The following is a 23,567-nucleotide window of genomic DNA, read 5'->3' as shown; positions in this document are numbered from 1 at the left end:
CTTTGTCATATGTCATTCTTTATTTTTTGATTCCATATCTATCCAGACCGCGATCAATAAAATCAATCCTTTGACTACATATTGCCAGAAAGGCGGGGTGTTCAGCATGCTCATCCCGTTATCTATGCTGGCCATAACCAGAGCCCCTATTATTGCTCCGCCAACTGTTCCGACTCCGCCCATTAAACTTGCTCCACCGATTACACAGGCGGCGATGGCATCAAGCTCAGCATTCTGGCCTGCGGCCACCGATGCGGCATTTAGTCTGGAGGCCAGCAAAACTCCTGCTACTGCCGCCAGTAAGCCGTTTATGGCGAATAAAATTAGAGTAATCTTTTTAACATCAATACCGGAAAGTTTAGCTGCTTCAATATTTCCACCCAGAGCATAAACACGCCTTCCAAATACAGTTCTGCTTGCAATATATGAAAAAACTAAAGCTATTAAGGCCAATATAAACACCGGCAAGGGGATGCCCTGATATATATTCAAAACACCTACAAAAACAACAATTAAAAGTACTAATCCTACTATCTTAAGAATATCTATACTTAACGATGGTGTATCTAGACCGTATTTTATCTTAGATTTTCTGCCATTTAACACTCCATAAACAGTTGCAATGATTGCCAAAATACCTAAGATATATCCTATAGGCTTGGTAAGGTAGGCTTGGCCTACAAATTGAAAATCTGCGCTTAGCGGGGCAATCGTCAACCCTTTGCTTATGCCGATCAATATTCCTCGAAAAAGTAACATGCCGGCTAGAGTAACTATAAAAGACGGCACCTTTTTATATGCAACCCACCATCCGTTCCATATCCCTAAAAGAAGACCTATCAACAATGTAATTAATATCGATAAAATCCCGTCTACATTTAACCATACATTCAAGATGGCAGCAATACCTCCCAACAGTCCGAGCAAAGAACCGACAGAAAGGTCAATTTGTCCTGCAATGATTACAAATACCATTCCTGTAGCCAATATTGCGGTGGATGACATCTGCCTTAATAAATTAGAAAAGTTTCTTGGAGTCAAAAAATCTCCTTTTGTAGTTATAAAAAATATGACCCATATCGACAATAATGCAATTATCATCGTATATGTCTTTAAGTCAAAGTTAAATCCTCTTTTTTTATTTATCTCCTTATTTTCTGAATCCGCCATTATTTAGTACCTCCCAAAGCTTTGTCCATAATCATTTCCTGGGTTATATTATTGTTTTCAAATTCTCCTGTGATTTTGCCCTCATGCATAACCAATATTCTGTCGCTAATACCCAAGATTTCCGGCAACTCGGATGATACCATGATGATTGAAATCCCCTCTTTTACCAGTTCATTCATCAATTTATAGATCTCATATTTCGCGCCGACGTCTATTCCCCGCGTAGGTTCATCCAGCATTAATATTTGAGGTCTTCGCAAAAGGTTTTTAGCCAGCACTACTTTCTGTTGATTTCCCCCACTTAAGCTCTTAACTAACATATCAAAATATGCCACTTTAATTTTTAGCTCTTTTATATAACTTTTTACATCCAATATCTCTTTATTTAAATCTATTGAGTCAAATCTACCACGATAATTTTCTATATTCGATATGGTAATATTTTGTCTCACCGTCATAGTGCCGATGAGACCATGCCTTTTCCTATCCTCAGGTACCATGGCGATCCCATGCCTCAATGCATCATCTGGAGTTTTTATATTTATTTTATTGCCTTGCAAATATATCTCCCCATCATATTTACCGCCATAAGACCCAAAAATACTTGAAACTAATTCCGTCCTCCCGGCACCGATTAAACCAAAAATGCCGAGGATTTCACCTTTTTTCAGGCTGAAGTTGACATCTTTTACCACCCTTTTATTTGGATTATTTACTTCATATGCATTAAAATTCTTTACACTAAAAATAGTGTCCCCTATGGTGTGCAGCTCTTTGGGAAATAAATCGGACAATTCTCTCCCCACCATCATTTTTATAATTTTATCCTGGGTTAAATTGTTTAAAGCATCCGAACCTATGGTTTTGCCATCTCTTATTACCGTTACCGTATCTGCTATCTCCATCACTTCATTCAGCTTATGAGATATATAGATGCAGGTAACCCCCCTGGATTTTAATTGTTTTAAAATATTCATAAGAATGGCTACTTCCGAATCTGTCAAGGAAGCTGTGGGCTCATCCAGGATTAGCAAACTTGCATTTTTGGACAAAGCCTTGGCGATCTCCACCAACTGTTGTTGTCCTATGCCCAGATTTTTTATCTTTGTATAAGGATTAATATTTAAGTGCAGTTCCTTAAGTAATCCTTTTGTTTTCGAATATAACTCGTTGAAGTCGACTATACCGTTTTTACTTGGCTCATTTCCAATAAAAATATTTTCACTGACGGAAAGCTCGTTAACCAGTGCTAATTCTTGATGTATTATTGCAATACCGGCTTTTTCTGAATCTTTTATGCCGTGCATTGCAAGTTCTTGCCCATTATATATGATTTGCCCGGTATATGTGCCGTAAGGATATATACCGCTTAATATTTTCATTAGTGTAGACTTTCCGGCACCGTTTTCGCCACAAAGTGCATGTATTTCCCCTTTTTTTACTCTAAAGTTTACCTTGTCCAGTGCCTTTACTCCTGAAAATTCTTTGGTTATATCTTTCATTTCCAGAATAAAATCGTTCACAAAATTCCCGCCCTTTTGATAATTTTTATAAAGGGGAATGAAAGCTCATTCCCCTTTAAAAAGTTCATTGCTTTGGCCACTGGTCTTTTGGAACATTCTTATATACATCTTCCAGCTTCTGGAAGCCGTCTTTAATAACTGTATCTACAATATTTGTCTTGTCTACGGCAATTGGCTTTAACAAAATAGAGGGTACATCTATCTTGCCGTTGTTTACCTTGCCGTTCGCATCGATTTTCTCACCTTTTGCCATGGCCACGGCAACTTCGGCGGCTTTTGTCGCGAGGTCCTTTATAGGTTTATAAACCGTCATGGTCTGCTTACCTTCAACAATCCTCTGGCATGCGGCAAGATCTGCATCTTGACCTGATATGGCCACTTTACCGTCAAGCTTTTGTGCCGCTAGTGCCTGTATTGCTCCACCGGCTGTGCTATCGTTAGAAGCCACCACCGCGTCAATTTTATTTTTGTTGGCCGTCAATGCATTTTCCATGATCTTTAGCGCTTCTTCAGGTAGCCAGTCTTTTGCCCACTGGTCTCCCACGACTTTGATATCACCTTTATCAATCAAAGGTTGTAAAATGTTCATCTGACCTTTTCTAAAAAGTTTAGCATTATTGTCCGTTGGTGAACCACCCATTAAGAAATAGTTTCCTTTGGGAACTTGTTTAACGATGGATTCTGCCTGTAATTCTCCCACTTTAACATTATCAAAGGATATATAATAGTCAACATCGGAATTGGTTATTAGTCTATCGTAGGCCAATACTTTTACTCCAGCTTTATGAGCTTCTTCCACTATAGGTGCCATAGCATCCCCATTGTGAGGAATGACCACCAGGACATTTATTCCCTGGGATAGTAGATTTTCGGCCTGGGAAAATTGTGTCTGATCATCGCCATTGGCCGATTGAACAAGAACCTCAGCACCTAATTCATTAGCTTTTTGGGTAAAAATGTCTCTATCGTGCTGCCATCTCTCTAAGCGTAAATCGTCCATGCTTAAACCTATCTTTATCTTTCCGGAACTGTTTGCAGCCGCGTTTGAAGCATTTGAACCATTGGATTGACCATTTGATGATTGGTCCTTTGACGGTGTTGTAGTGGCACATCCTGCCATAAGAAAAATCATAACTATAGCCATAAAAGTAGCAATTAATAATTTTGCAGAAATTTTCCTTTTCAATTTTAACCCTCCCTAAATTTTTATTGGTTTGAGTACAAAAGTGTTTTTTACTATCTCGCCCTATGAAGGTAATTTAAAAACCACCCCCTAAATATTCGGTGATGCAAATACCCTTGACATTACCAGGGTCACGGCCCCCATGGCGCAGGCGTGCATGTTCAGATGTGAAGGAGCTATGGTCACTTCGGAGTACTTTGTTATGAAAGATCGTTTAGATACTTCCTCGGTGATTTCTTGCATGACGATATCTCCTGCCAGGGATATGGTGTTCCCGATAATTACGAGGTCAGGGTTAAAGGTGTTTATGATGCCAGCCACACCGATGCCCAGGTGTTTTCCCACCAGTCTGAAAGCTGAAACAGCAAGGTCATCTCCTGCTTTTGCGGCATCCACTATATCAAATATGGTCAATGTATCGATATTTTCTCGATTTATGTCAGAATCAGACGTGTATCTGCTTACCTGGTCTCTGAGATACTTGAACAGTGCCTTTTCCGAAGCATATTCCTCCCAGCATCCCGTATTATCACAGGAGCAAGGCTTACCGTTCATGTCTATGGTCATGTGGCCCATTTCACCGGCAAGGCCTGAAGAACCTCTGTAAAGCTCATCATTTATGATGATCCCCGTACCCACACCTATACCGGCGCTGACATACACAAAGTTTGTAGCCTTTTTACCTAAGCCGAACCATTTTTCTCCTATGGCGCCGGTATTGGCTTCGTTATCGATAAATACCGGAATATTGAGTTTTTCTTCAATGATATCTTTTAAATTCACATTTTCCCACTTGAGGTTGGGGGCCATGAGAACAAGTCCCTTTTCATAGTTCACAATGCCCGGCACCCCTATGCCGATGCCCAGGATGCCTTTTAAAGTATCGGGAGCGTTCTCTTTTGCCTTTCCTATCATATTAATCAGTAAGTCTATATTTTTCTCCGGAGGATCCTGTGGATCAATAGGAATTCTCTTTTCCCAGATTATTTTCCCCAGAAGGTCGGTTAAAACCGTCAGAATGTAATTTACTCCCAGGTCTACACCTATGATGCTGCCGCCATTTTTATTAATAGCGAGGATTACAGGCTTTCTACCGCCTTTGGAAGTCCCTATGCCTTTTTCGACTATCAAACCTTCCGTTATAAGCTCATCTACCAGAGCTGAAACGGTGGAACGGTTAAGGCCGGTCTTTTTGGCTATATCCGCCCGGGAGATGTGCTCCTTTTTGCGGATATAGTTTAGTACCAACGATTTATTGATTTGTTTTACAAGGATTTGATCTGCTGTTATCATTTAATACTCCCATTTCTTTTTTATAAATGTAATTTTTAACTTAGCTAAAAAACTGTATTAAAATTAACTGGCGCGTCATGTTGCCTTATATCATATCCCTGTCAATTTATTGAAAGTATCCTTCAATGTTAAATATAAACCTTTGTATATTTGATACATTTCCTCATATTTTCTACTATTTTCTGCTAACGGCTCCATGCTGTCGGTCACCTTTATTAATTCATCGCAGGCATCTTCCACGGATCCGTATTCTCCTATACCTACAGCTGCCAGTATGGCCGCACCGTAAGCGGGCCCTTCAGTGGCGTTTATCATATTCACTTTGGCCCCGAAGATATCTGCCAGCACCTGGCGCCAGAGTTTACTTTTGGCTCCGCCGCCGGTTACCCTCACTTCATCTATGGGTATCTTCAGGTCTTTTATTATCTCCAGAGAATCCCTAAGGCCGAAAGAGACACCTTCTATGATGGACCTGGTCATGGCCCCCCTGTCGTGAGTTATATTGAGACCTATGAAGCAACCTCTGGCATCGGGGTCGCTGTAAGGGGTCCTTTCACCCATAAGGTATGGAAGGAAAATAAGGCCATGGCTGCCGCTATCCACTTTATCCGCTTCATCCAGCAATATATCAAATCCCTTTTCTCCCAGACCCTTATTTACATCTTCCACCCACCATTTAAGGCAGGATGCCGCCGAAAGCATGACACCCATCACATGCCACTTACCGTTGGCATGGCAGAAGGAATGGAGCCGGTTATGCTCATCTACACTGTATGCGTCTTGGCCGGCAAACACTACGCCGGATGTACCCAGGGCCACCGACATTATCCCGCTTTTTACGGCACCGGTGCCCACGGCACCTGCGGCCTGGTCTCCGCCGCCCCCCACCACAGGAGTGCCGGGTTTAAGGCCTGTTTCTTCGGCGGCCTTTGAATTTACTTTGCCTGTTATTTCGTAAGACTCAAAGCATCGGGGTAGGGCTTCTTCGGGAAGTTCGAGAAACTCCAGCATCTCTTTTGACCATGTCCTTTTTTCCACATCGAACATGAGAGTTCCGGAAGCATCGGATACTTCGGTAGCAAATTCTCCTGTGAGCTTAAACCTTATATAATCCTTGGGTAAGAGCACATGGGTAATCCTTTCGAAAATCCCGGGATTGTGGTTTTTTATCCAGAGGATCTTGGGTGCGGTAAAGCCTGGCAATGCTTTGTTGCCGGTATACTTTGTAAGATTTGCCTGATTGAGCTTCCGGGTGATGTAATCGCATTCCCCTGCGGTCCTCTGGTCACACCATAGTATGGCCGGCATCAAGACATTGTTGTCTTTATCCATTACCACCGAGCCGTGCATCTGGCCGGAAAGGCCGATACCTTTCACGTCTTCACCCTTGACCCCCATTTTTGAAAGGATCTCCTTGATGCCTTCACTGGTAGATTGCCACCAGTCCTCGGGATTTTGCTCGGCCCAGTTTTGCCGGGGATAGTATATGGGGTAGTCTTTTGAAACACTCCCTAATACTTTCCCGTCTTTATCCATGATGATTATCTTTACCGAAGAAGTCCCCAGGTCAATGCCTAAAAATGCCACTTTTACACCTCCCATCACAATTCTTTTAATTTATTAGTTTTGATCTATTGAGAGCCACTTTTGCTAATTGATTTCTCACATTCCCCTGGCTCCCATAGCCTTAAATACTTCCCTGCAGGCCTTTACTGCATCTTTCTTACTCTTGGCTTTTGCAAGCTCTTCACTATCAATTTTCTTTGCCAGTTCCCATATGAACTCCCAGTTTAATACACTCTGCTTTACAGCTTCCACCTGGTCTTCGGTGTATGGGAACAGGTCATAGCCTATTCTCTCACCATTCTTGCCGTAGCCTATGAGCTGCAGTTCTTTGGCAAGTTCCAGTGTCTGCATGAAGCACAATGCTCCCACCATGTTGTCGTCATCGAAGAGGCCCCAGCCGCTGTTGGCATGGTGATGGCCCATCTTACCTTCTATGAAGAGCAACCTTGCATACTCGGCCAGATTCTCACCGTTCATGATGAGGTGCTGCCAGTCCATGTTGACCTTGAGGTTGGTGGTATCGATACCCTTTTCTTTTACCTTATTTATCACAAAAAGCGCCATACCGATGTTCCTCATGGCTATCTTCATGGCAGGTTCGCTGTTCTTGTGCTCCAGAAAAATCGTTACATTCTTTTTATTGGCATGTTCTGTCAAAGTGGCAATGGCATTTATAAAATTGTTCCACATGTCTTCATAGTTTGTCTGGAACGGATAATTGTAACCTTCTCCGCCGGGCCAAATGATGAAATTAGCTCCCAGGGATGATGCCAGGTCAATGCCCGCTTTTGCCACATCTATGGCTTCCTGGCGTAGAGTAGGGTCTGGGTTTATGAAAGAACCTAACGCATATCTTTCATTTACATGGTGCCCAAGGGCTATACAATAAATGTCCTTTCCTGCACTTTTCAAAATATTTGTGATGGAATCAACATTTTTCTCATTTATTTCATTCGGATAATGGTACTCGTAACCGTCTACATAATCCTCCAATCCTTTTACCGCTCTTTCGGTCTTGGCCTCCATGGATTCATCTCTGGCATCGACGTGATAGCCTCCTGGAACAAACCTGGTAGCATTAGCACCAAAAGCCCAAATACCCACACTGTTTTTAATTTCTCTTTGCAATGCAATTCCTCCTCTTGTTTGTTTATCCAACCAACAATCTTTAATAATGTAATTCTATATATTTTTTAAAAATCCTGCTTTATTTAGAAAAAAATTTTTAGGGCAAAAAATTAAATAAAAAATAACCCTAATATAGGGTTTACATTATCGTTTTAATGGTATTACTTTTCAGGATTATTTATAAGTTTGTGCCATGTTTTCTCCTAGTGTTTTTTTCTTGCATTTATCGCACAGGGGCTCGATGATTTCGGTCCCTTCGGCCGCTATTTTTTTTCTTATGTATTCAAAGTGTTCCCGGGTTGTGATATATTCGCCGCACTTTACGCATTTCATTAGTTCAAAGGTTTTATTCCATAGATGCCGCTTTCCGCCTTCATCCAGGACCTTTATGGCCGAAGTGGGGCACACATAGGCACAGACCCCACACCCTATGCAAACATCTGAAGCTTCATCAAAAGGTGTAGATACTTTTTTGGTGATGCCCCGATTTACGGTGGAAATGGCATATATGCCCATTTCCTCACAGGCCCGGACACACAAGCCGCACAGGATGCAATTTTCATTGTCATCCGTTTTAAAGCGGGTTTCCGGTGGGATGTTATATTCCTGCCTCAATTTATCTATATATTCATTCTTGGGAGCCCTGGCGGAAAGCAACCTTATAAGAGTCTTTCTTATACCCCGGATTTTCTCGGAGTTTGTTACCACCTCTATTTCCCCTGTTACGGGAAAAATGCAGGAGGTAACCACTTTTTTTCTCCCTTTTTCTATTACCTCCACTATGCAAAGCCTGCAGTTTCCCTGGCCCGGCAGGGCATCCGAATGGCAGAGGGTAGGAATATGGATGTTGTTTCTTTTGGCTATATCGAGGATATATTCTCCCTTATGGGCTTGGCATTTTATTCCGTCTATAGTGATTACCATAATTAATTTCCTCCTGGATTAAATTGTCGGCAACGCAAAGGTCTTTATAATTTGCGCATTATACCGGCCAGGATTTTCACGGCACCAAACCTGCAGGCATTCATACAGCTTCCGCATTTGATACATTTTAAAAGATTTATGAAATAACCCTCCAGCTTTTCCTCAATGGCTTCCGACGGACAATTCTTTTTACATAGGCCGCAGGATTTACACAGGGTTTTATCAATATAATAGGTAGTCAGGTTTTTACAGACGCCTGCAGGACATGTTTTGTCTTCTATATGGGCCAGGTATTCATCTTTGAAATATTTTATAGTGGTAAGTACCGGGTTAGGGGCGGTTTTGCCCAGGCCGCATAGGGAGGCTTCCCTTACCGTTTCGCCCAGTTCGGCCAGCAACTCAATATCCCCCTGTCTACCCCTGCCCTCACAGATATCATTCAATATCTCCAGCATCCGCCTTATGCCTTCCCGGCATGGCACGCACTTGCCGCAGGATTCCTCCGAAAGAAAGTTGAGATAATACCGAGCCACATCCACCATGCAGGTCCTATCATCCATGACTATCATGCCACCGGATCCCATCATGGAACCGGCTTCATCCAGGGTATCAAAGTCTACTTTTAAATCCAGCAGGCTTTCGGGGATGCATCCTCCCGAGGGACCTCCGGTCTGGACCGCTTTGAATTTTCTGCCTCCGGCTATGCCACCGCCGATGTCGAAGATTATCCGTCGCAGCGTCACCCCCATGGGCACTTCGATGAGTCCGGTGTTCCTGACCTTGCCCACCAGTGAAAACACCTTGGTCCCTTTGCTCCTTTCAGTACCTATGGAGCAAAACCAGTCGGCGCCTTTATTTATAATCACCGGCACATTGGCCCAGGTTTCTACATTGTTGAGCACCGTCGGCTTTCCCCAGAGTCCCTTTTCTACGGAGCGGATATACTTGGCCCGCGGCTCTCCTACCTTACCTTCAATGGACGCCATGAGGGCGGTGGATTCCCCACACACAAAGGCTCCTCCGCCCCGGACAATCTGTATGTCAAAATCGAACCCGGAGCCCAATATATTTTTGCCCAGAAATCCTTCCCGGCGGGCCTGTTCCAGAGCCTTTGTCATGTTTTGGATTGCCAGAAAATACTCGTCCCGTATATACATAAAACCTTCATGAGAACCTACGGCATAGGCGCCGATTATCATGCCCTCTATGACACTATGAGGGTCCCCTTCCATAATGCTCCTGTCCATAAATGCCCCGGGGTCTCCTTCATCTCCGTTGCATATGACATATTTGGGGTAATTTCCCGTTCTTGCGCACTGTCTCCATTTGCGTCCGGTAGGAAACCCGGCTCCTCCCCGGCCTCGAAGACCTGACTTTTCTATCTCCGATAAAACATCTTCTGAAGTTTTCTGAGATAGAACTATCTTCAGTGCCCGGTAGCCGTCTCTTTCTATGTAATCATCCAGGCTTTCGGGGTCTATCTCCCCCACATTCCGGAGGGCAACCTTCAGCTGACTTTTATAAAATTCTGCTTCTTCACGGGCCCTCACCTTTCGACCCTGAACGGGGTCTTTATATAGAAGCCTTTCCACCACTCGGTTTTCCATGAGGGTTTTCTCTATTATTTCCGTAACATCCGAGACTTTAACCTTTGTGTAAAAAATACTGTCAGGCTCTATCCTCACCAGTGGGCCCATCTCGCAGAGTCCCTGACACCCCGTGGCTTTAACGGCGGGTGAGACCATGGTTTCCAGGTCGGTTTTTATACCGGGGTGTAGGGTATCGGTAACACATGCGTTTTCAGTTTCAACCGCGCTCCTCAAGTCCACATCCAGCCCGGATATTAAAATTTTTGTTTTAAATTCCTCATATACATCCATACCTTGATTGGACAGGCATCCGGGGCCGCAGCATATCAGCACGGTCCTTTTAACATTCCGGTTCATCCTAACGCCTCCTGCATTAAGTAAATAAATCCCGGCTCTTCCTCTTGTTTATTGCAAAATGTTCTTTGCCGGGATACATGCAATCAGATAATACGTCCTTTTTTAATTTTCAGGTCCGCCGTATTCCGAAAGAATGCCACCGACCATAGAAGGTATCACTTTACCGTAAAATTTATCATTTATCACCATCACCGGCGATGCGGCACAGGAACCCAGACAATTTACCGTTTCCAGGGAGAATTTGCCATCTCCAGTGGTTTCACCGGAATCTATATTTAAAACCTTCCTGATTTCATCTATAATACTCTGAGATGACTTTATGTGGCATGCGGTGCCATCACACACTTTTATGACATATTCCCCTTTTGGCTTTAAGCTCAAAGCCCTGTAAAAGGTCGCCATACTATAAAGCTTGCTCAAGGGAATATCCAGATAATCCCTTACCATGTCCAGGGATTTTCGGGGCAGATAATTGTAATGCCTCTGGATATCCTGCAGGATGGCCAAGAGGTGCCGTTGTTCCCGAGGGTATTTTTTCAAAATGGTATTGGTGTAAGTGTAATCATGTAAGACCATAGGATTATCCTCCTGCCATAACGGGAAATATGGAAATCTCGTCATCTTCCGAAAGGGTGGTTTCAGCGCCTCCTGTAAAGGCAGCGTTTCGGCCATTTATTAAAATTATGACTTCCCTGCCGATATCGTCATTATCAAAGACTCTACTTTTAAGGTTTTTACCATAGATATCACAGAGTTTATGTAATAGTTGTTTTAGATTTGTGGGACCCTGCATCGATGTTTCTTTTGCTCCTGTTATGTCCCGTATATAACCGAAAAACATTACCTTCATGTCGCTGCCTCCCGTATGATTTAGTAGGTTGACAGGGGGACGGTTCTTCCGTCTTGAATGAAAAATAGCGTTCGAATAATGTACCAAGATAACCGTCCCCGTGAAACACTTCTATATGGAAAGTTCCGACAACTTTTCTTCGGTGGGAATGCCTTCTTCACTCCATCCCCTCACCTGGTAATATTCCGGAAGCATCTTGTCAAGTTCGACCACTTTACCTTTAGCAGGACCTGAAGGCAGAGGCTCCTTTAAAAGCCTTGGCGGCAGCGTATCGTCGGCAGCAGTAAATCCTGCACCTATGTTGAACAACCTTTCCAGGTTCCAGATTCTTTCTCCGGCTTTTAAAATTTCTTCATCTGAAAGTTCCAACCCCACGGCAAGCCTTAGCATGGAGGATATATCAGGAAGGCCTATGGCAAAGGTGGTGAAAAGGCATATACCGGTAGAATCTACCACGGCGGTGAGGTCCTGGAATGTCTTGAGCCATGCGGCCTTGTCTGTGGTCACCAGGGGATCGAGCTTTTGGGGTATGCCCAGGACTTCAGGTGAAGTCATGTAACCTCTCACATGACAGGCGCCCCGGTTGGAGGTGGCATATTCAAGACCCATCCCCTGAACTCCCCTGCCGTCGTAGGCCGGCATTTCCTGCTTTTTTCACCGACATGGAAAGCTCCGGATGGCCATAACTTGCCGCGAGCCTATAGGAGCCCTTGGCAAGTTTATCCCCAAATCCTTCCCGCATACCGGTAAGCCTCGTCATTTCCACTATGGCGTCGGCATTGCCGAATCTAAGATCCATCCCCACTTCATCCCTGGATATGATTCCCCTTTCAAAAAGTTCCATGGCACAGGCTATAGTGGAGCCCATGGTAATGGGGTCCAAACCCAGTTCGTTGCATATGAAGTTGGCTTTGCTGATGGCTGCCAGGTCCCTCACACCGCAGTCGGCTCCATAGGCCCAGCCGGTCTCGTATTCCGGGCCTTCTCCAAAACTCTTGAACTTACCTTCGGTTATTCTTGTGATCCTACCGCAGCCAATGGAGCAACCGAAACATCCCTTGTTCCTGACCAGATATTTTTCCCTTAAAGTTTCTCCGCCGGTCTCATCGGCATACTCGAAGACGCCGCCGTCCCTCCAATTCCTGGTGGGTAAGGCACCCGATTGATTGATGACATTTATCAAAGTTTCGGTCCCGTAGGTAGGAAGGCCTGCTCCCGTCACCGGATGGGCTTTCAATTTTCTTCTGGCATCAGTGCAAGCCTCAATAAAGGCTTTGGGGTCGGATACTTCCACCGATTTTGAGCCTCTTACTACCACGGCCTTCAGGTTTTTGGAGCCCATTACCGCACCCAGGCCCGACCTTCCGGCAGCTCTATTCTTATCGTTCATTACACTGGCAAAGAGCACCTGCTTCTCGCCCGCAGGCCCTATACATGCAATCCTGGCATCCTCTGCAGTTTCCTTTAAAAGTTCGTCCGTGGTCTCAAATACGCTCTTTCCCCAGAGGTGTTCGGCGCTCTTAAGTTCCACTTTATCGTCTTCTATCCATAGATATACCGGCTTCTCCGCCCTGCCTTCAAAGATGATGCCGTCATAACCGGCATATTTTAGTTCCGGACCAAAGTGACCGCCGGAGTTTGAGCACCCTATAGCACCCGTTAGAGGTCCTTTTGATACCACCACGTATCTACCGGGGCTGGTGGCAAAAGTTCCCGTCAAAGGACCCGTCATGAAGATGAGCTTGTTGTCAGGGCTCAGGGGGTCTACTTTGGGGTCCACTTCATTCATCATTATTTTGGTGCCGAGGCCCCGGGCGCCAAGATATAATGATGCATCTTTCAAGTTGAGAGTCTCTTTTTAATGCTGCCGTCGGTAAGATTCACCCTAAGCAATGTTCCGGTCCATCCGAACATTATTCAGTCACCTCCCCGAATAATTCTTTGAATCTCTCGGCAATCATTTTCTTTCTGGCAAGGTTAGCAGGTGTGGCCTCCTTGAACTGAATGGCTCCCGAGGGGCAAAATTCCGCACATTTGGGCTCCCCGTCACACAGATTGCACTTTACGATCTTGCGCTCCTGGAAGCTGTAGCTGATGTTGCCCAGAGGACATGCGCTTATACACATCTTGCAGCCTATGCATTTTTTGTCGTCGATGAGCACTGTTCCATCAGGTATTTTGGCAATGGCTGAAACGGGACATACCTTCATGCAGGAGGGTTCGTCGCACTGCATGCACATCACCGGCACCGATACCGCCACATCGTCGAAGGCCAACACCGATATCCTGGCGCTTTTGGGGTTAAATGCTTGGATCTTGCTGAAGGAGCATATGAGTTCACAGCTCCTGCAGCCGATACATTTATCTGGGGAAATGGTCAGGATCTTACCCATTACTCCGCCTCCTCTTTATTTTAATTTCTGCCTATCATCTTTCATTTGTGCACAGTGCCGTGCCTTCCTGAAAGATGTAACAGCCATTCAATAAAAAAGTTCATCTGCTTTTATAAGTCTAAAAGCAAATGAACTCCTTTGCACACTGGCAGGCATGAGGATCACTCCCCATACCCTTTCGGCCCATAAAGCCCGAGGGGTTTCATGGGCTCGGAGGATAATTAAATTTTGTGACAGTACATTAATAATATATATTCTATAATATTAATAAAATTCCCTTTGTCGCTAAATTTTTATATCGATATTACTTTAAATTTTTCTGATACCATTTTATCGTCTTTTGTTCTGACATACTTTTTTCCCCGGCTTCAAGCCTTCGAGTTGGGGGTTTTTAATTACCTTGTCCCCGGGGCCTAGGCCCTGCTCGATGACGACCAGTTCATCGGTCTCCATGCCCTTTGTCACTTTTTGTATCTGGGCTTTACCGTCTCTTATAACCCACAGGGCGTCCCCGTCTTCATATGGGAAAAGGCATGTTTTGGGCACCGCCAGCTTGTTTTGCTGGGTAAGCACCTGAAATTCCACGTCCAGGGCATATCCCGGCCGAAGCTCGGGGAGTTTTCCCTCCGGCTCGATAGTAACTTTTACCCTGCGCTCCACAAGCCCCAGGGCCGACACTTTTTCTTCTGCGGCAGGAGCAATGGATCTTACGATCCCGCCAAATTTATAGTCCTGGTCCTTTCTTTTTTGAATGAGATTAACCTTCATCCCTTCCCTGATATAAATCACATCTTCGGTAAGAAGATATGCATTTATCTCATAACCACTTGTTGCCATGAGTTTCATAAGCGGTGCCTGGGGCGAAACCACCATTCCCGGTTTTGCATCAAGCTCCAGCACCACTCCATCTATAGGAGCGGTAATTCGGCTGTTTTCGATCTGGTACTCCAATTGCTCTATTTGAGCATCCAATGCTTCGATCTGCCCCTGGAAATACTGTCTTGTAGCGGAGCTTCCGACTTTAGCCCGGGAAATGTTGTCTTCGGAGGCAACGGCTATTTCACTGGTCGCCTGTTCCTGCAAAAGCTCAAGCCTGGACCTCTGCTGGGAAAGCTCGTTTTCAAGCTGTTTTACCGCACTTTCGGCATCATCAAGTTCGGTTTTAGACACCGCATCGGCTTCATATAAAGATCTGACTTTTTCATAATTTTCCCAGCTTTTCTCCAACTTTCGGTTTATCTCTTCAATGGCCAGCTGCTGCTGATTTATCTGCTGATTAATTTCCTGGAGAGATTTTTCTTGTTGCCCTTCCATGCTTTTGCGCTGGGCTTTCAATTGAGCCAGTTGATATTCTAAATATTTTGTATTTATTTGTGCCAGCAGTTCCCCCCGGGATACGTATTGTCCTTCCTTTACTGCAAGGTTTGTGATTTTTCCGCTGATAACACTATAAATAGGGCGGTCCTGCGCCGCTTCCACGATCCCCTCTTCTTTAATATTTTGGGACACTGTCTGGGGTTTCACTTCGATTATATCGGCTTTAAGGGGTTTTCTCGCATTTATTACCGTATATGCCGTTACTATCGCAATGATGATGATTATGGATGCCAATTTTACAGATTTTTTCATGTTTCTCTTCTCCTTCACGTTACTCTCTTTCTTTTAATACTTCCACGAGGTCCAGGTCCGCTACCTTGCGGGCTACCCATAACTGGGCAAGGCTAATAGCCAGCATCGTCCCCAGCAAAGCCAGGAGCAATGCCGAAGGTGCCGTCACCGCAGGAAGAAAAAAAAGGTCGCTACTCATGCTGGCGGATATTCCCTTATTTATGGCAAAGGTCAGGGGTATGCCGGCCAGCATGCCCAATATTCCAATACACCATTGTTCCACCGAGATCACTTCCAGCACTTCCCCGGGACGCATCCCCAGGACCCGCAGAGAAGCCAGCTCCCTTTTCCTCTCCGAAAGTGTTATAATGCTGGAATTGTAGACTATGGCAAAACCAGTGATTATTGCCATAAATGCCATGACCCATATCATAAACCTGGATGAACCCATAAGTTTTTTATACAGATCAATGGTTTGCTGTCTTTCCTCCAGGTTGCCTACATATTTTGATGTATTGTATCTTTCTTTAAATGCCGGTATCTGTTCTTTATCTATGGAAACCAGCGCCGAAGTGGCCATTTCACCTTGATGCAGCAATTCAAAAAGTGCTTCATTGCTCATATATACATTAGAGCCAAGATACTGTGGTATGATTCCCGCTACATTTACATAGACAGGCGATTCCCTGGCCCATATACTTTCCACCTGCAATCTGTCACCTACTCCGGCTTTCAGCTTGCCTGCCACCTGTTCCGATAACAGCATTCCATCTTCAGGTATCTGTATCCTGTTTCCCTGTTTATCCAGGGGGGTATAAAGTTCCGAATACCTCATCAACCCCTGGGCTATCACATCTGTTTTGCGGTATTGTTTTTGTAGGGTCACAGGGACTTCAATTACAGGTTCTATACGTTTAATTCCTTTTTTGCCCTCTAACTCCCTTATTACTTCATTTAAAGGCAGAGGCCTCGTAAAAGTAGTTTTTATATCATATTTTTGAACTTTGGTGAACTGATCCAGGATCATAATATCCATGAGACTGTACATGGACAACAAAGACGCCATAATACTGAAGGTAAATACAATTCCTATAAAAGTAAAAAAACTACGGCCTTTGTTTCTCAACATGTTTCTTATGGCCATGCGCCCCTGAACCGTAAAAGCCGCCCAGAATCCCGGTATTTGTTCTAACCGGGATTTCTTTTTGAACACGGGTATCGAGGGGTGCATAGCATCTGCAGGCTGTAGTTTCTGTACCCCCCTTACTCCCTGATAAGCCGCTATTAAGCTAAAGCCTACCGACAATAATATACCGGACAAAAAATATCTTGGAGAGAACCTGCCGGTAAGATCAGGCAAACTGTAATAGTTTTGATATAACCCTGTCATTGAAACCGAAAGAGCGGTACCCAATAATCCGCCCAGTATGCCTCCCGCCAGACCCAGCATTAAACCGTAGGAAAGATAATGAGCAAGAATTTCGCCGGGTCTGTAACCAAAAGCCCTCAGAATGCCTATTTGTATCCTTTGGGATTCCACCAATCTTTTGAGCATGATGTATAAAATAATGGCCGCAATGGTCAGGAACAATATGGGCACACTCCGGGACGTTTTTTCTAACTGTTTTAACTCTTCGGAAAGCATGGCATTGCTGGCCTGGTTTTTTCTGGAGACCAGGCTTTCGAGGCCATACTTTTTAAGCTCCATCTTCAGTGCTTGTTCAACATCTTCAAACTTGTACCCCGGTTCCAATGTAAAGGATATGTCATTTATCATTCCTTTCTGTTTAAAAAGGCTTTCCATTACATCGTAAGGCATATATGCCACTTCAAAGGCCCCGGGATCGGGGAGAATATTTTGTCCATCCCTCATGGCATAGACAAATTCAGGGCTTTGCCCGGCACCTGCGACCTTAAAATCAATTTTTTTACCTTCTATAAGAACTTGGATAGGACTACCTATAGAAAGTTTATGAGCTTTAAAGAACTTTTCGGCCAGGAGCACTTCCCTGCCTTTTGCCTCTGGGAAGGAACCTTCCAATAATTTTATTTCATTTAAAGGATATGGCTTCGGCTTATCCATGGATATCAACCTTAAATATATGTTCTTGTTTTTATCCAGATTAAGGACCCGCACATCCCTGACCAACCGTCCCTGGGCCAGGTCTATACCCCGGATACCTTCCAATCTTTTTACTTGAGAATAGGGCATTAACTTCACCTTTGCAAAACCGTCCGCCAGGTGATAATCCTCATAAAACCTGTCTCTTGCAATAAAAAGGTTATCTTTAACCATCTGCATGGAAGTGTACGTCATAAGTCCTATGATCATCACGATGGCACAGGCGATATATGCCGTTTTATTTTCACCTATATCTCGCCACATTTTTCTTCTAAGTATCACCACGACACCTCCTCAGGTGCCACGGGATTAGCTACCTTTTCGATGCGGTTTACTCTACCATCCCTTAGATAAAATACCCTGTCTGCCATTTGAGCGATGGCTGCGTTATGGGTTATGATGATTACCGTCTTTTTATACCTCCGGTTAAAATCTCTCAGCACCTTAAGTACCTGTATTCCCGTAGAAGAATCCAACGCTCCGGTGGGTTCGTCGCACAGAAGTATCTCAGGATTTTTGGCCACGGCCCTGGCAATGGCTACCCTCTGCTGCTCACCCCCGGACATCTGTGCAGGAAAGCGGTCCGTTCTGTCGGCAAGGCCTACCTGTTCCAGGACATCTTCAGCTTTCAAAGGATTTTTTGCAATCTCCACCGAAAGCATTACATTTTCATAGGCGGTCAAATTTGGCATAAGGTTGTAGAACTGAAATACAAAACCTACCGCATTTCTCCTGTACTCTGTCAGAACTTTTTCCGGAGCGCCGTGGAGGGGCCTATCCTTAAAATAAATCTCCCCGGAACTTGCCGTATCCATACCGCCAATGAGGTTTAACATGGTGCTTTTGCCGGAACCACTGGGCCCCAGCACCACCACAAATTCTCCGGCATAGATATCGAAATCTACCCCTTTCAATGCTTCCACCCTCACTTCCCCCATCTGATAAAACTTGGTGAGCTTCCGGGCTTTTAAGATAATATCCATGGCTCTCCTCCTCTCCATTTCATATCGGACCAATTCTATCTTTACTGACCTTTATACTCATCAAACGTTCCAGTGACTCATTTTGTCAAAGCCTCCCCGGCTTGAATCCCCCGCCAGAAATTATCCATAAATGTTTTTACGTTTCTTTCCAACCTCTCCTCATCAATATATAAATGTATCATCCCTATAAAATGCCAGGAACATCTGTAAATATCTATTGATAAAATCTTCTACCACATGGGAAAACAATTCATCCTTACTGTTAAAATAATGATAAAAGCCTCCTTTGGTAATACCCACCACTTTTACGATATCATTTACGGACACTTCGATACCGACCCTTCGAAAACCTTGATCGTTAAACCCTATTCTGGTGTTTTATTTTTAATTTGTTATTATACATAATATCGGTTATACTACCGTTGAAATATTCATAGTCTCCTTCAGGCAAGTTCCAGATTGCCCTCATTTTAGACGGTATTTTTATATCGTTCTTTTCAATATAACTGTCTACCACTGCTGTCCACCTGTGTTTTTCGGTTTTACCGTTGCCGATATCCATGTATCGCTCATCAGTCTCAAACTTGGTGAACTCACCCTTGTCGTTAAAGGTAAATATGCCCTCTGCTTTTGTTCCAATGTATTCAATACTTGCTTTAGCATGATTTTGGTCTATGGCCTCCCATCTTATATATTTCTGCAGAGCACAGGCAGGCACTATCAAAGATTCGGACAAGTACGTTACGGCAGCAGACACGTCCATTTCAGCCCCTGTTACATCAAATACGGTTTTTATTTTAGCAAGTCGGCCTATCATATTACCCTTTCCGTCTAGAAACTTATCTCTGCCTTCAAAGGGTATTACGCCGAACATTTTTGAATAAATATATGCGAATCTCGACGGTTCGGAAACAAAATTATACTGCTCGTATTTTATTTTAAACCATGGTTTATCGGGACTCATTTTGAAATTGACATCATCCCATACAAATTTAGCATTCGTCATTTTTTCTTTGCCGATATAACCACAATACCTAAAATATCGTTGGACCGGTTCAGGAAGATTTGATATGTCTTCTTCGGTAAATACTTCATTTGTCACTTTGGATTTATCAAGTTCGGTCTGCACTTCAGATAAAAACATTTTTCTCATAGACGTGTTCCCTCCAGACAATAAGATTACAGCAATGCCGTATATAACAATTAATGTACAAAAAATTATAATATCCAAAAAATTCATCTTACTAAATATAAATTCTCCCCCGAAGCATTCCTTTGTAACGGCACAGGATAACAGCTCCTGAGGAAAAGAACTATTCAATTCTTCCTGGGCCGTATTCTCTTCTCATGTTCACACCTTCCTTTTTAAAATTAATGTAACTTGAACTACTTCAATAATTTAGAATATATCTCATAGTTTTCATTATCAAAGCAAACAAATATGACTTGTTCAATACTGTTATTTTCCTTTAGAAAGTTAGAAACCTCGTCAATAGCAATTTTAGCAGCTAACTCTTTGGGAAATCGGTATACACCTGTGCTGATGTTGGGAAAAGCGATGCTCTTTACATCGTTTTTAACAGCAAGCTCTAAACTTTTCCGGTAACAACTTCTTAAAAGATATTCCTCATTGCTTCTCCCTCCATTCCATACAGGCCCGACCGTATGTATGACGTACCTGGCTTGCAACTTGCCTGCCGTTGTAATCACGGCTTCACCTGTTTTGCAGCCTCCCTGCTTACTTCGTATTTTCCTGCACTCCTCCAGAATTTCCGGACCGCCTGCCCGATGAATGGCACCATCTACACCACCGCCGCCCAGAAGACTACTATTTGCCGCATTGACGATGGCATCAACTTTAACCTTGGTAATATCACCCTTTATAAGCTTTATCCTGTCATCTGATACAAAAGACATATCCCTTCTCCTTTCCGGCTTTCCCTTATTATAATAGGTATGATTTTTACCGTCTTAACGTAGCTTTCAATCTCTCCGGATATTTGAAAAGTTCTAGAGCTTCTCTGATGTTTCGACCACAATATCGGACTTGAGATTGCCGACGAATCCCTTTTTTTTCTTCGGCATCCTGAATTATGTGTATTTCCGCTCTCAATTGCGTTTTCAGCTGGCCGGCAGTGCCATAGGTATCCGATGTCAGAACAAAAATCTTAAATTCCGCAGACAATTCATTTATTAGCTCAACAGCTTCTCCAACAGGCTTACCGGCCCTGGCAAATTCCCGACAGGCCTCAAAACTTCTGAACAATATTTTTTAGATGCGTATATATCTTTGTGGTTCTATGGTATATTGTACCATGATTAGCAATAAAAAACAATTTTTCCCTTGCGGGTATTATTTCTTTTGTGAGGAAAGAGCAATCGCATCCGCCATATTTTTAATCTTGCCATGGCCGACAAGATCTTCAGTGACGGTTCATTTGCTTCCTTTTTATAGCCTGAAAAGGTAAGGCTTGAATTATTCTTTTTCTTCGGTATCTTGTATTTTTAAGAATGGGATGGTATATTGTCTTTAGCATATGCTATATAGGAGGTCTCTTATGAAGATCGGCATAATGAGTGATACCCATGGAAGTCTGACTGCATTTCAAAAGGTGCTGGATGCGTTCGGCCCATGTGACTTCATATTGCACGCAGGAGATGTGTTATATCATGGCCCAAGGAATCCCCTGCCGGATGGTTATAACCCCCGGGAGCTGGCCGAAGCCATAAATCGGTTGGAAGTCCCCTTCATAGCCGCTGCCGGAAACTGCGATGCCCCCATAGACCAGGTGTTGATTTGTGTGCCCATCCAGTCCCCCTATGCGCTGTTTTGCACGAATAAGTTTAGGGTGCTGGTAAATCACGGCCATGAAAAAAGTGAAGAGGAACTTTTAGGCCTTTCGGCAAAGTGGGGGATAAATATCCTTGTGACAGGCCATACCCATGTAAAGCGCCTTGAGAAAAAGAACGGCATAATCATGGTGAACCCTGGTTCCTGCGCCCTTCCCAAGGATGGTATTCCCTCGGCGGCGGTAATGGATGAAAGAGAAATAAAATTAATAAATATTGAAAACAAAAACGTCATCGAGACATCTTTACTTGTCTGATATTGATTCTGTCGTCTTCTCCAACATTTCCAATCAAAAGAGACGAATTTCATCTGGAAATCAAAGTTTCGTCAATACATTTTGCATGGCCGATCCCTCGGCAGGATAAATCGATTTTCTCCTAGCAACTCATTACTTTTAAAGAACATTTTAATTAGTGCTTATTGATTTTTAATTTATATACACCCTCTTGCCATAATATAAAGATTTTGATAGTATAATATATAATCAAAAGTATTACGATGAATGAGAAAGTAGCTACCCGGGGTTACAATAAAGAGAGCGGTCCGGCAGGTGAAAGGGCTGCAGTACCCGGAAGGCGAATTACACTCAGGAGTTTCCGCAAATCGGCGGCCGCCACCGTTAAAGGGCCTAAAGGCATCCTACGATGCGAATTAAGGTGGTACCACGAGCCTCTTCGTCCTTAAAGACAGGAGGCTCTATTTTTGATTTTTTTAAACGATCGGTTTAACAAAGAAATGGGAGGTACACATAATGAAGAACGTATATGACATTTTAATGGAAAGAGGTTTTATAGAGCAGGCTACCCACGAAGAAGAAATAAGAGAGCTTTTGGGCAAGGAAAGAGTTACCTTTTATATCGGATTTGACCCCACCGCCGATAGCCTTCATGTGGGTCATCTCCTCCAGATGATCGCCATGACCCATATGCAAAAAGCAGGCCATATACCCATAGCCTTGATAGGAGGCGGCACTGCAATGGTGGGTGACCCTTCCGGAAAGTCTGAAATGCGCATGATGCTCAGTCAGGAACAGATAGAGAACAATGCCCGGAAGTTTAAGAAGCAATTTGAAAAACTTATCGATTTTTCCGATGATAAAGCCATCATGGTAAACAATGCCGATTGGCTTTTAGACTTAAACTACATTTCCTTTTTGCGGGATATCGGCAAGCATTTTTCCGTAAACAGGATGCTCACCGCCGAATGCTACAAGCAGCGCCTGGAAACAGGCTTGACTTTTCTTGAATTCAACTACATGCTGATGCAGTCGTACGATTTTCTGCAGCTTTATCGCAAATATGGATGCAGGCTCCAGATGGGCGGTAACGACCAGTGGTCAAATATTATAGGCGGTGTTGAGTTGATCAGAAAGGTGGAAGGTGCCGAGGCTTATGGCCTGACATTTACCCTCCTTACCACCAGTGAAGGCAAAAAAATGGGCAAGACCGAAGCAGGCGCCATCTGGCTGGACCCCGAAAAGACTTCATGCTACGATTTTTACCAATACTGGAGAAATGTAGATGATAAAGATGTAGAGAAATGCCTTTCTCTCCTTACCTTCCTGCCGATGGAAGAAGTGCGGCGTTTAGGTTCTTTAGAAGGTGCCGCGATCAACAAGGCAAAGGAAATCCTGGCCTTTGAACTTACAAAGATGATCCATGGAGAAGAGGAAGCCAAAAAAGCCGAGGCGGCGGCAAAAGCCCTTTTTTATAACGGTTCGGATATTTCTTCGGTTCCGTCTACCGATATAACGTTAAAGGAACTTGAAGGCGGGATGGGGATACTCGAACTTTTAATGCTCACCGGCCTTACCTCTTCCAAAAGCGAAGGCAGAAGGCTTATTCAACAGGGCGGCATATACGTAAGGGACATGCGGGTGGACGATATAGACTTCAAGATTTATGAGCATGACTTTGATGATAATAAAAATCTCCTGATAAGAAAGGGGAAAAAAGTCTACCATCTGGTAAAACTGCAGCAATGAACACATTTTTCCCCTGCCATATTCGTTCCGATAGAGCCCGGAG

20 protein-coding genes, 1 pseudogene and 1 riboswitch are annotated in these 23,567 nt (G+C 43.8%); of the genes and pseudogenes, 2 read left to right on the top strand and 19 right to left on the bottom strand.

The genetic code is table 11. The features are described from left to right. Window positions 1-12: 12 nt before the first annotated feature. The 19 genes and pseudogenes from D2962_RS04540 to D2962_RS04450 all read right to left on the bottom strand — a co-directional run bounded on the left by D2962_RS04540 (window position 13) and on the right by D2962_RS04450 (window position 20,955). Window positions 13-1,170, bottom strand: a complete 1,158-nt coding sequence (locus tag D2962_RS04540; protein ID WP_122014264.1) for a sugar ABC transporter permease — start codon at window positions 1,168-1,170, stop codon at window positions 13-15. After that, window positions 1,170-2,693 carry a xylose ABC transporter ATP-binding protein gene (locus tag D2962_RS04535; protein WP_122014263.1) on the bottom strand — a complete coding sequence of 508 codons (1,524 nt, stop codon included), beginning with the start codon at window positions 2,691-2,693 and terminating at the stop codon, window positions 1,170-1,172. Before D2962_RS04535 ends, D2962_RS04540 begins: the two co-directional genes overlap by 1 nt. 64 nt (window positions 2,694-2,757) lie before the next feature. Beyond that, entirely contained in the window at window positions 2,758-3,879 is a 1,122-nt protein-coding gene (gene xylF, locus D2962_RS04530; protein WP_222927684.1) for a D-xylose ABC transporter substrate-binding protein, read from the bottom strand. Window positions 3,880-3,966: 87 nt separating this feature from the next. Further along, complete coding sequence (locus tag D2962_RS04525; protein ID WP_122014262.1) at window positions 3,967-5,169, bottom strand: ROK family transcriptional regulator; 1,203 nt, start codon at window positions 5,167-5,169, stop codon at window positions 3,967-3,969. 90 nt (window positions 5,170-5,259) lie between these two features. Continuing rightward, a complete protein-coding gene (gene xylB, locus D2962_RS04520) occupies window positions 5,260-6,756 on the bottom strand; it encodes a xylulokinase (RefSeq protein ID WP_122014261.1) in 1,497 nt (498 codons plus the stop codon). 75 nt (window positions 6,757-6,831) lie between these two features. Continuing rightward, window positions 6,832-7,863, bottom strand: a complete 1,032-nt coding sequence (locus tag D2962_RS04515; RefSeq protein ID WP_122014260.1) for a TIM barrel protein — start codon at window positions 7,861-7,863, stop codon at window positions 6,832-6,834. 174 nt (window positions 7,864-8,037) lie between these two features. Further along, a complete protein-coding gene (locus tag D2962_RS04510) occupies window positions 8,038-8,787 on the bottom strand; it encodes a 2Fe-2S iron-sulfur cluster-binding protein (protein WP_122014259.1) in 750 nt (249 codons plus the stop codon). 44 nt (window positions 8,788-8,831) lie between these two features. Continuing rightward, the gene (locus tag D2962_RS04505) at window positions 8,832-10,733 is read right to left on the bottom strand and encodes an NADH-quinone oxidoreductase subunit NuoF (RefSeq protein ID WP_122014258.1); all 1,902 of its coding nucleotides are present in this window, start codon (window positions 10,731-10,733) and stop codon (window positions 8,832-8,834) included. Between the two features lie 102 nt (window positions 10,734-10,835). After that, entirely contained in the window at window positions 10,836-11,309 is a 474-nt protein-coding gene (locus tag D2962_RS04500) for an NADH-quinone oxidoreductase subunit NuoE family protein (RefSeq protein WP_122014257.1), read from the bottom strand. Between the two features lie 4 nt (window positions 11,310-11,313). After that, entirely contained in the window at window positions 11,314-11,583 is a 270-nt protein-coding gene (locus D2962_RS04495) for a MoaD/ThiS family protein (protein WP_122014256.1), read from the bottom strand. A 111-nt stretch (window positions 11,584-11,694) separates the two neighbouring features. Beyond that, window positions 11,695-13,497, bottom strand: a pseudogene (locus D2962_RS04490) (aldehyde ferredoxin oxidoreductase family protein). Continuing rightward, on the bottom strand, window positions 13,497-13,976 hold the full coding sequence (locus D2962_RS04485; RefSeq protein WP_122014255.1) for a 4Fe-4S dicluster domain-containing protein: 480 nt from the start codon (window positions 13,974-13,976) through the stop codon (window positions 13,497-13,499). Before D2962_RS04485 ends, D2962_RS04490 begins: the two are co-directional and overlap by 1 nt. A gap of 117 nt (window positions 13,977-14,093) precedes the next feature. After that, window positions 14,094-14,204, bottom strand: a riboswitch (molybdenum cofactor riboswitch). 102 nt (window positions 14,205-14,306) lie between these two features. Next, window positions 14,307-15,605 carry an efflux RND transporter periplasmic adaptor subunit gene (locus D2962_RS04480; protein WP_122014254.1) on the bottom strand — a complete coding sequence of 433 codons (1,299 nt, stop codon included), beginning with the start codon at window positions 15,603-15,605 and terminating at the stop codon, window positions 14,307-14,309. Between the two features lie 19 nt (window positions 15,606-15,624). Beyond that, a complete protein-coding gene (locus D2962_RS04475) occupies window positions 15,625-17,988 on the bottom strand; it encodes an ABC transporter permease (RefSeq protein WP_222927681.1) in 2,364 nt (787 codons plus the stop codon). Then, a complete protein-coding gene (locus tag D2962_RS04470) occupies window positions 17,985-18,689 on the bottom strand; it encodes an ABC transporter ATP-binding protein (protein WP_122014253.1) in 705 nt (234 codons plus the stop codon). Before D2962_RS04470 ends, D2962_RS04475 begins: the two co-directional genes overlap by 4 nt. A 162-nt stretch (window positions 18,690-18,851) precedes the next feature. Further along, window positions 18,852-19,058, bottom strand: a complete 207-nt coding sequence (locus tag D2962_RS04465; protein WP_120766531.1) for a TetR/AcrR family transcriptional regulator — start codon at window positions 19,056-19,058, stop codon at window positions 18,852-18,854. Continuing rightward, window positions 19,048-19,842 carry a DUF6544 family protein gene (locus D2962_RS04460; RefSeq protein ID WP_122014252.1) on the bottom strand — a complete coding sequence of 265 codons (795 nt, stop codon included), beginning with the start codon at window positions 19,840-19,842 and terminating at the stop codon, window positions 19,048-19,050. Before D2962_RS04460 ends, D2962_RS04465 begins: the two co-directional genes overlap by 11 nt. Before the next feature lie 233 nt (window positions 19,843-20,075). Then, window positions 20,076-20,606 (bottom strand): O-acetyl-ADP-ribose deacetylase, encoded by a 531-nt coding sequence (locus D2962_RS04455; protein ID WP_120766533.1) that lies wholly within the window; start codon window positions 20,604-20,606, stop codon window positions 20,076-20,078. A gap of 46 nt (window positions 20,607-20,652) precedes the next feature. Then, on the bottom strand, window positions 20,653-20,955 hold the full coding sequence (locus D2962_RS04450) for a hypothetical protein (RefSeq protein ID WP_122014251.1): 303 nt from the start codon (window positions 20,953-20,955) through the stop codon (window positions 20,653-20,655). A gap of 292 nt (window positions 20,956-21,247) precedes the next feature. On the opposite strand from D2962_RS04450, the gene yfcE reads away from it, so the two are divergent. Then, window positions 21,248-21,796, top strand: a complete 549-nt coding sequence (gene yfcE, locus D2962_RS04445) for a phosphodiesterase (RefSeq protein ID WP_120766535.1) — start codon at window positions 21,248-21,250, stop codon at window positions 21,794-21,796. A gap of 495 nt (window positions 21,797-22,291) precedes the next feature. Beyond that, window positions 22,292-23,524, top strand: coding sequence for a tyrosine--tRNA ligase (gene tyrS, locus D2962_RS04440; protein WP_122014250.1), 1,233 nt, complete (start codon window positions 22,292-22,294; stop codon window positions 23,522-23,524). The last annotated feature ends 43 nt before the right edge of the window (window positions 23,525-23,567 follow it).

It is taken from the genome of Biomaibacter acetigenes, from assembly GCF_003691585.1.
GTDB lineage: Bacteria > Bacillota > Thermosediminibacteria > Thermosediminibacterales > Tepidanaerobacteraceae > Biomaibacter > Biomaibacter acetigenes.
The sequence above is the reverse complement of the archived record's forward strand: the minus strand, read 5'-3'. Positions and strand labels throughout refer to the sequence as shown.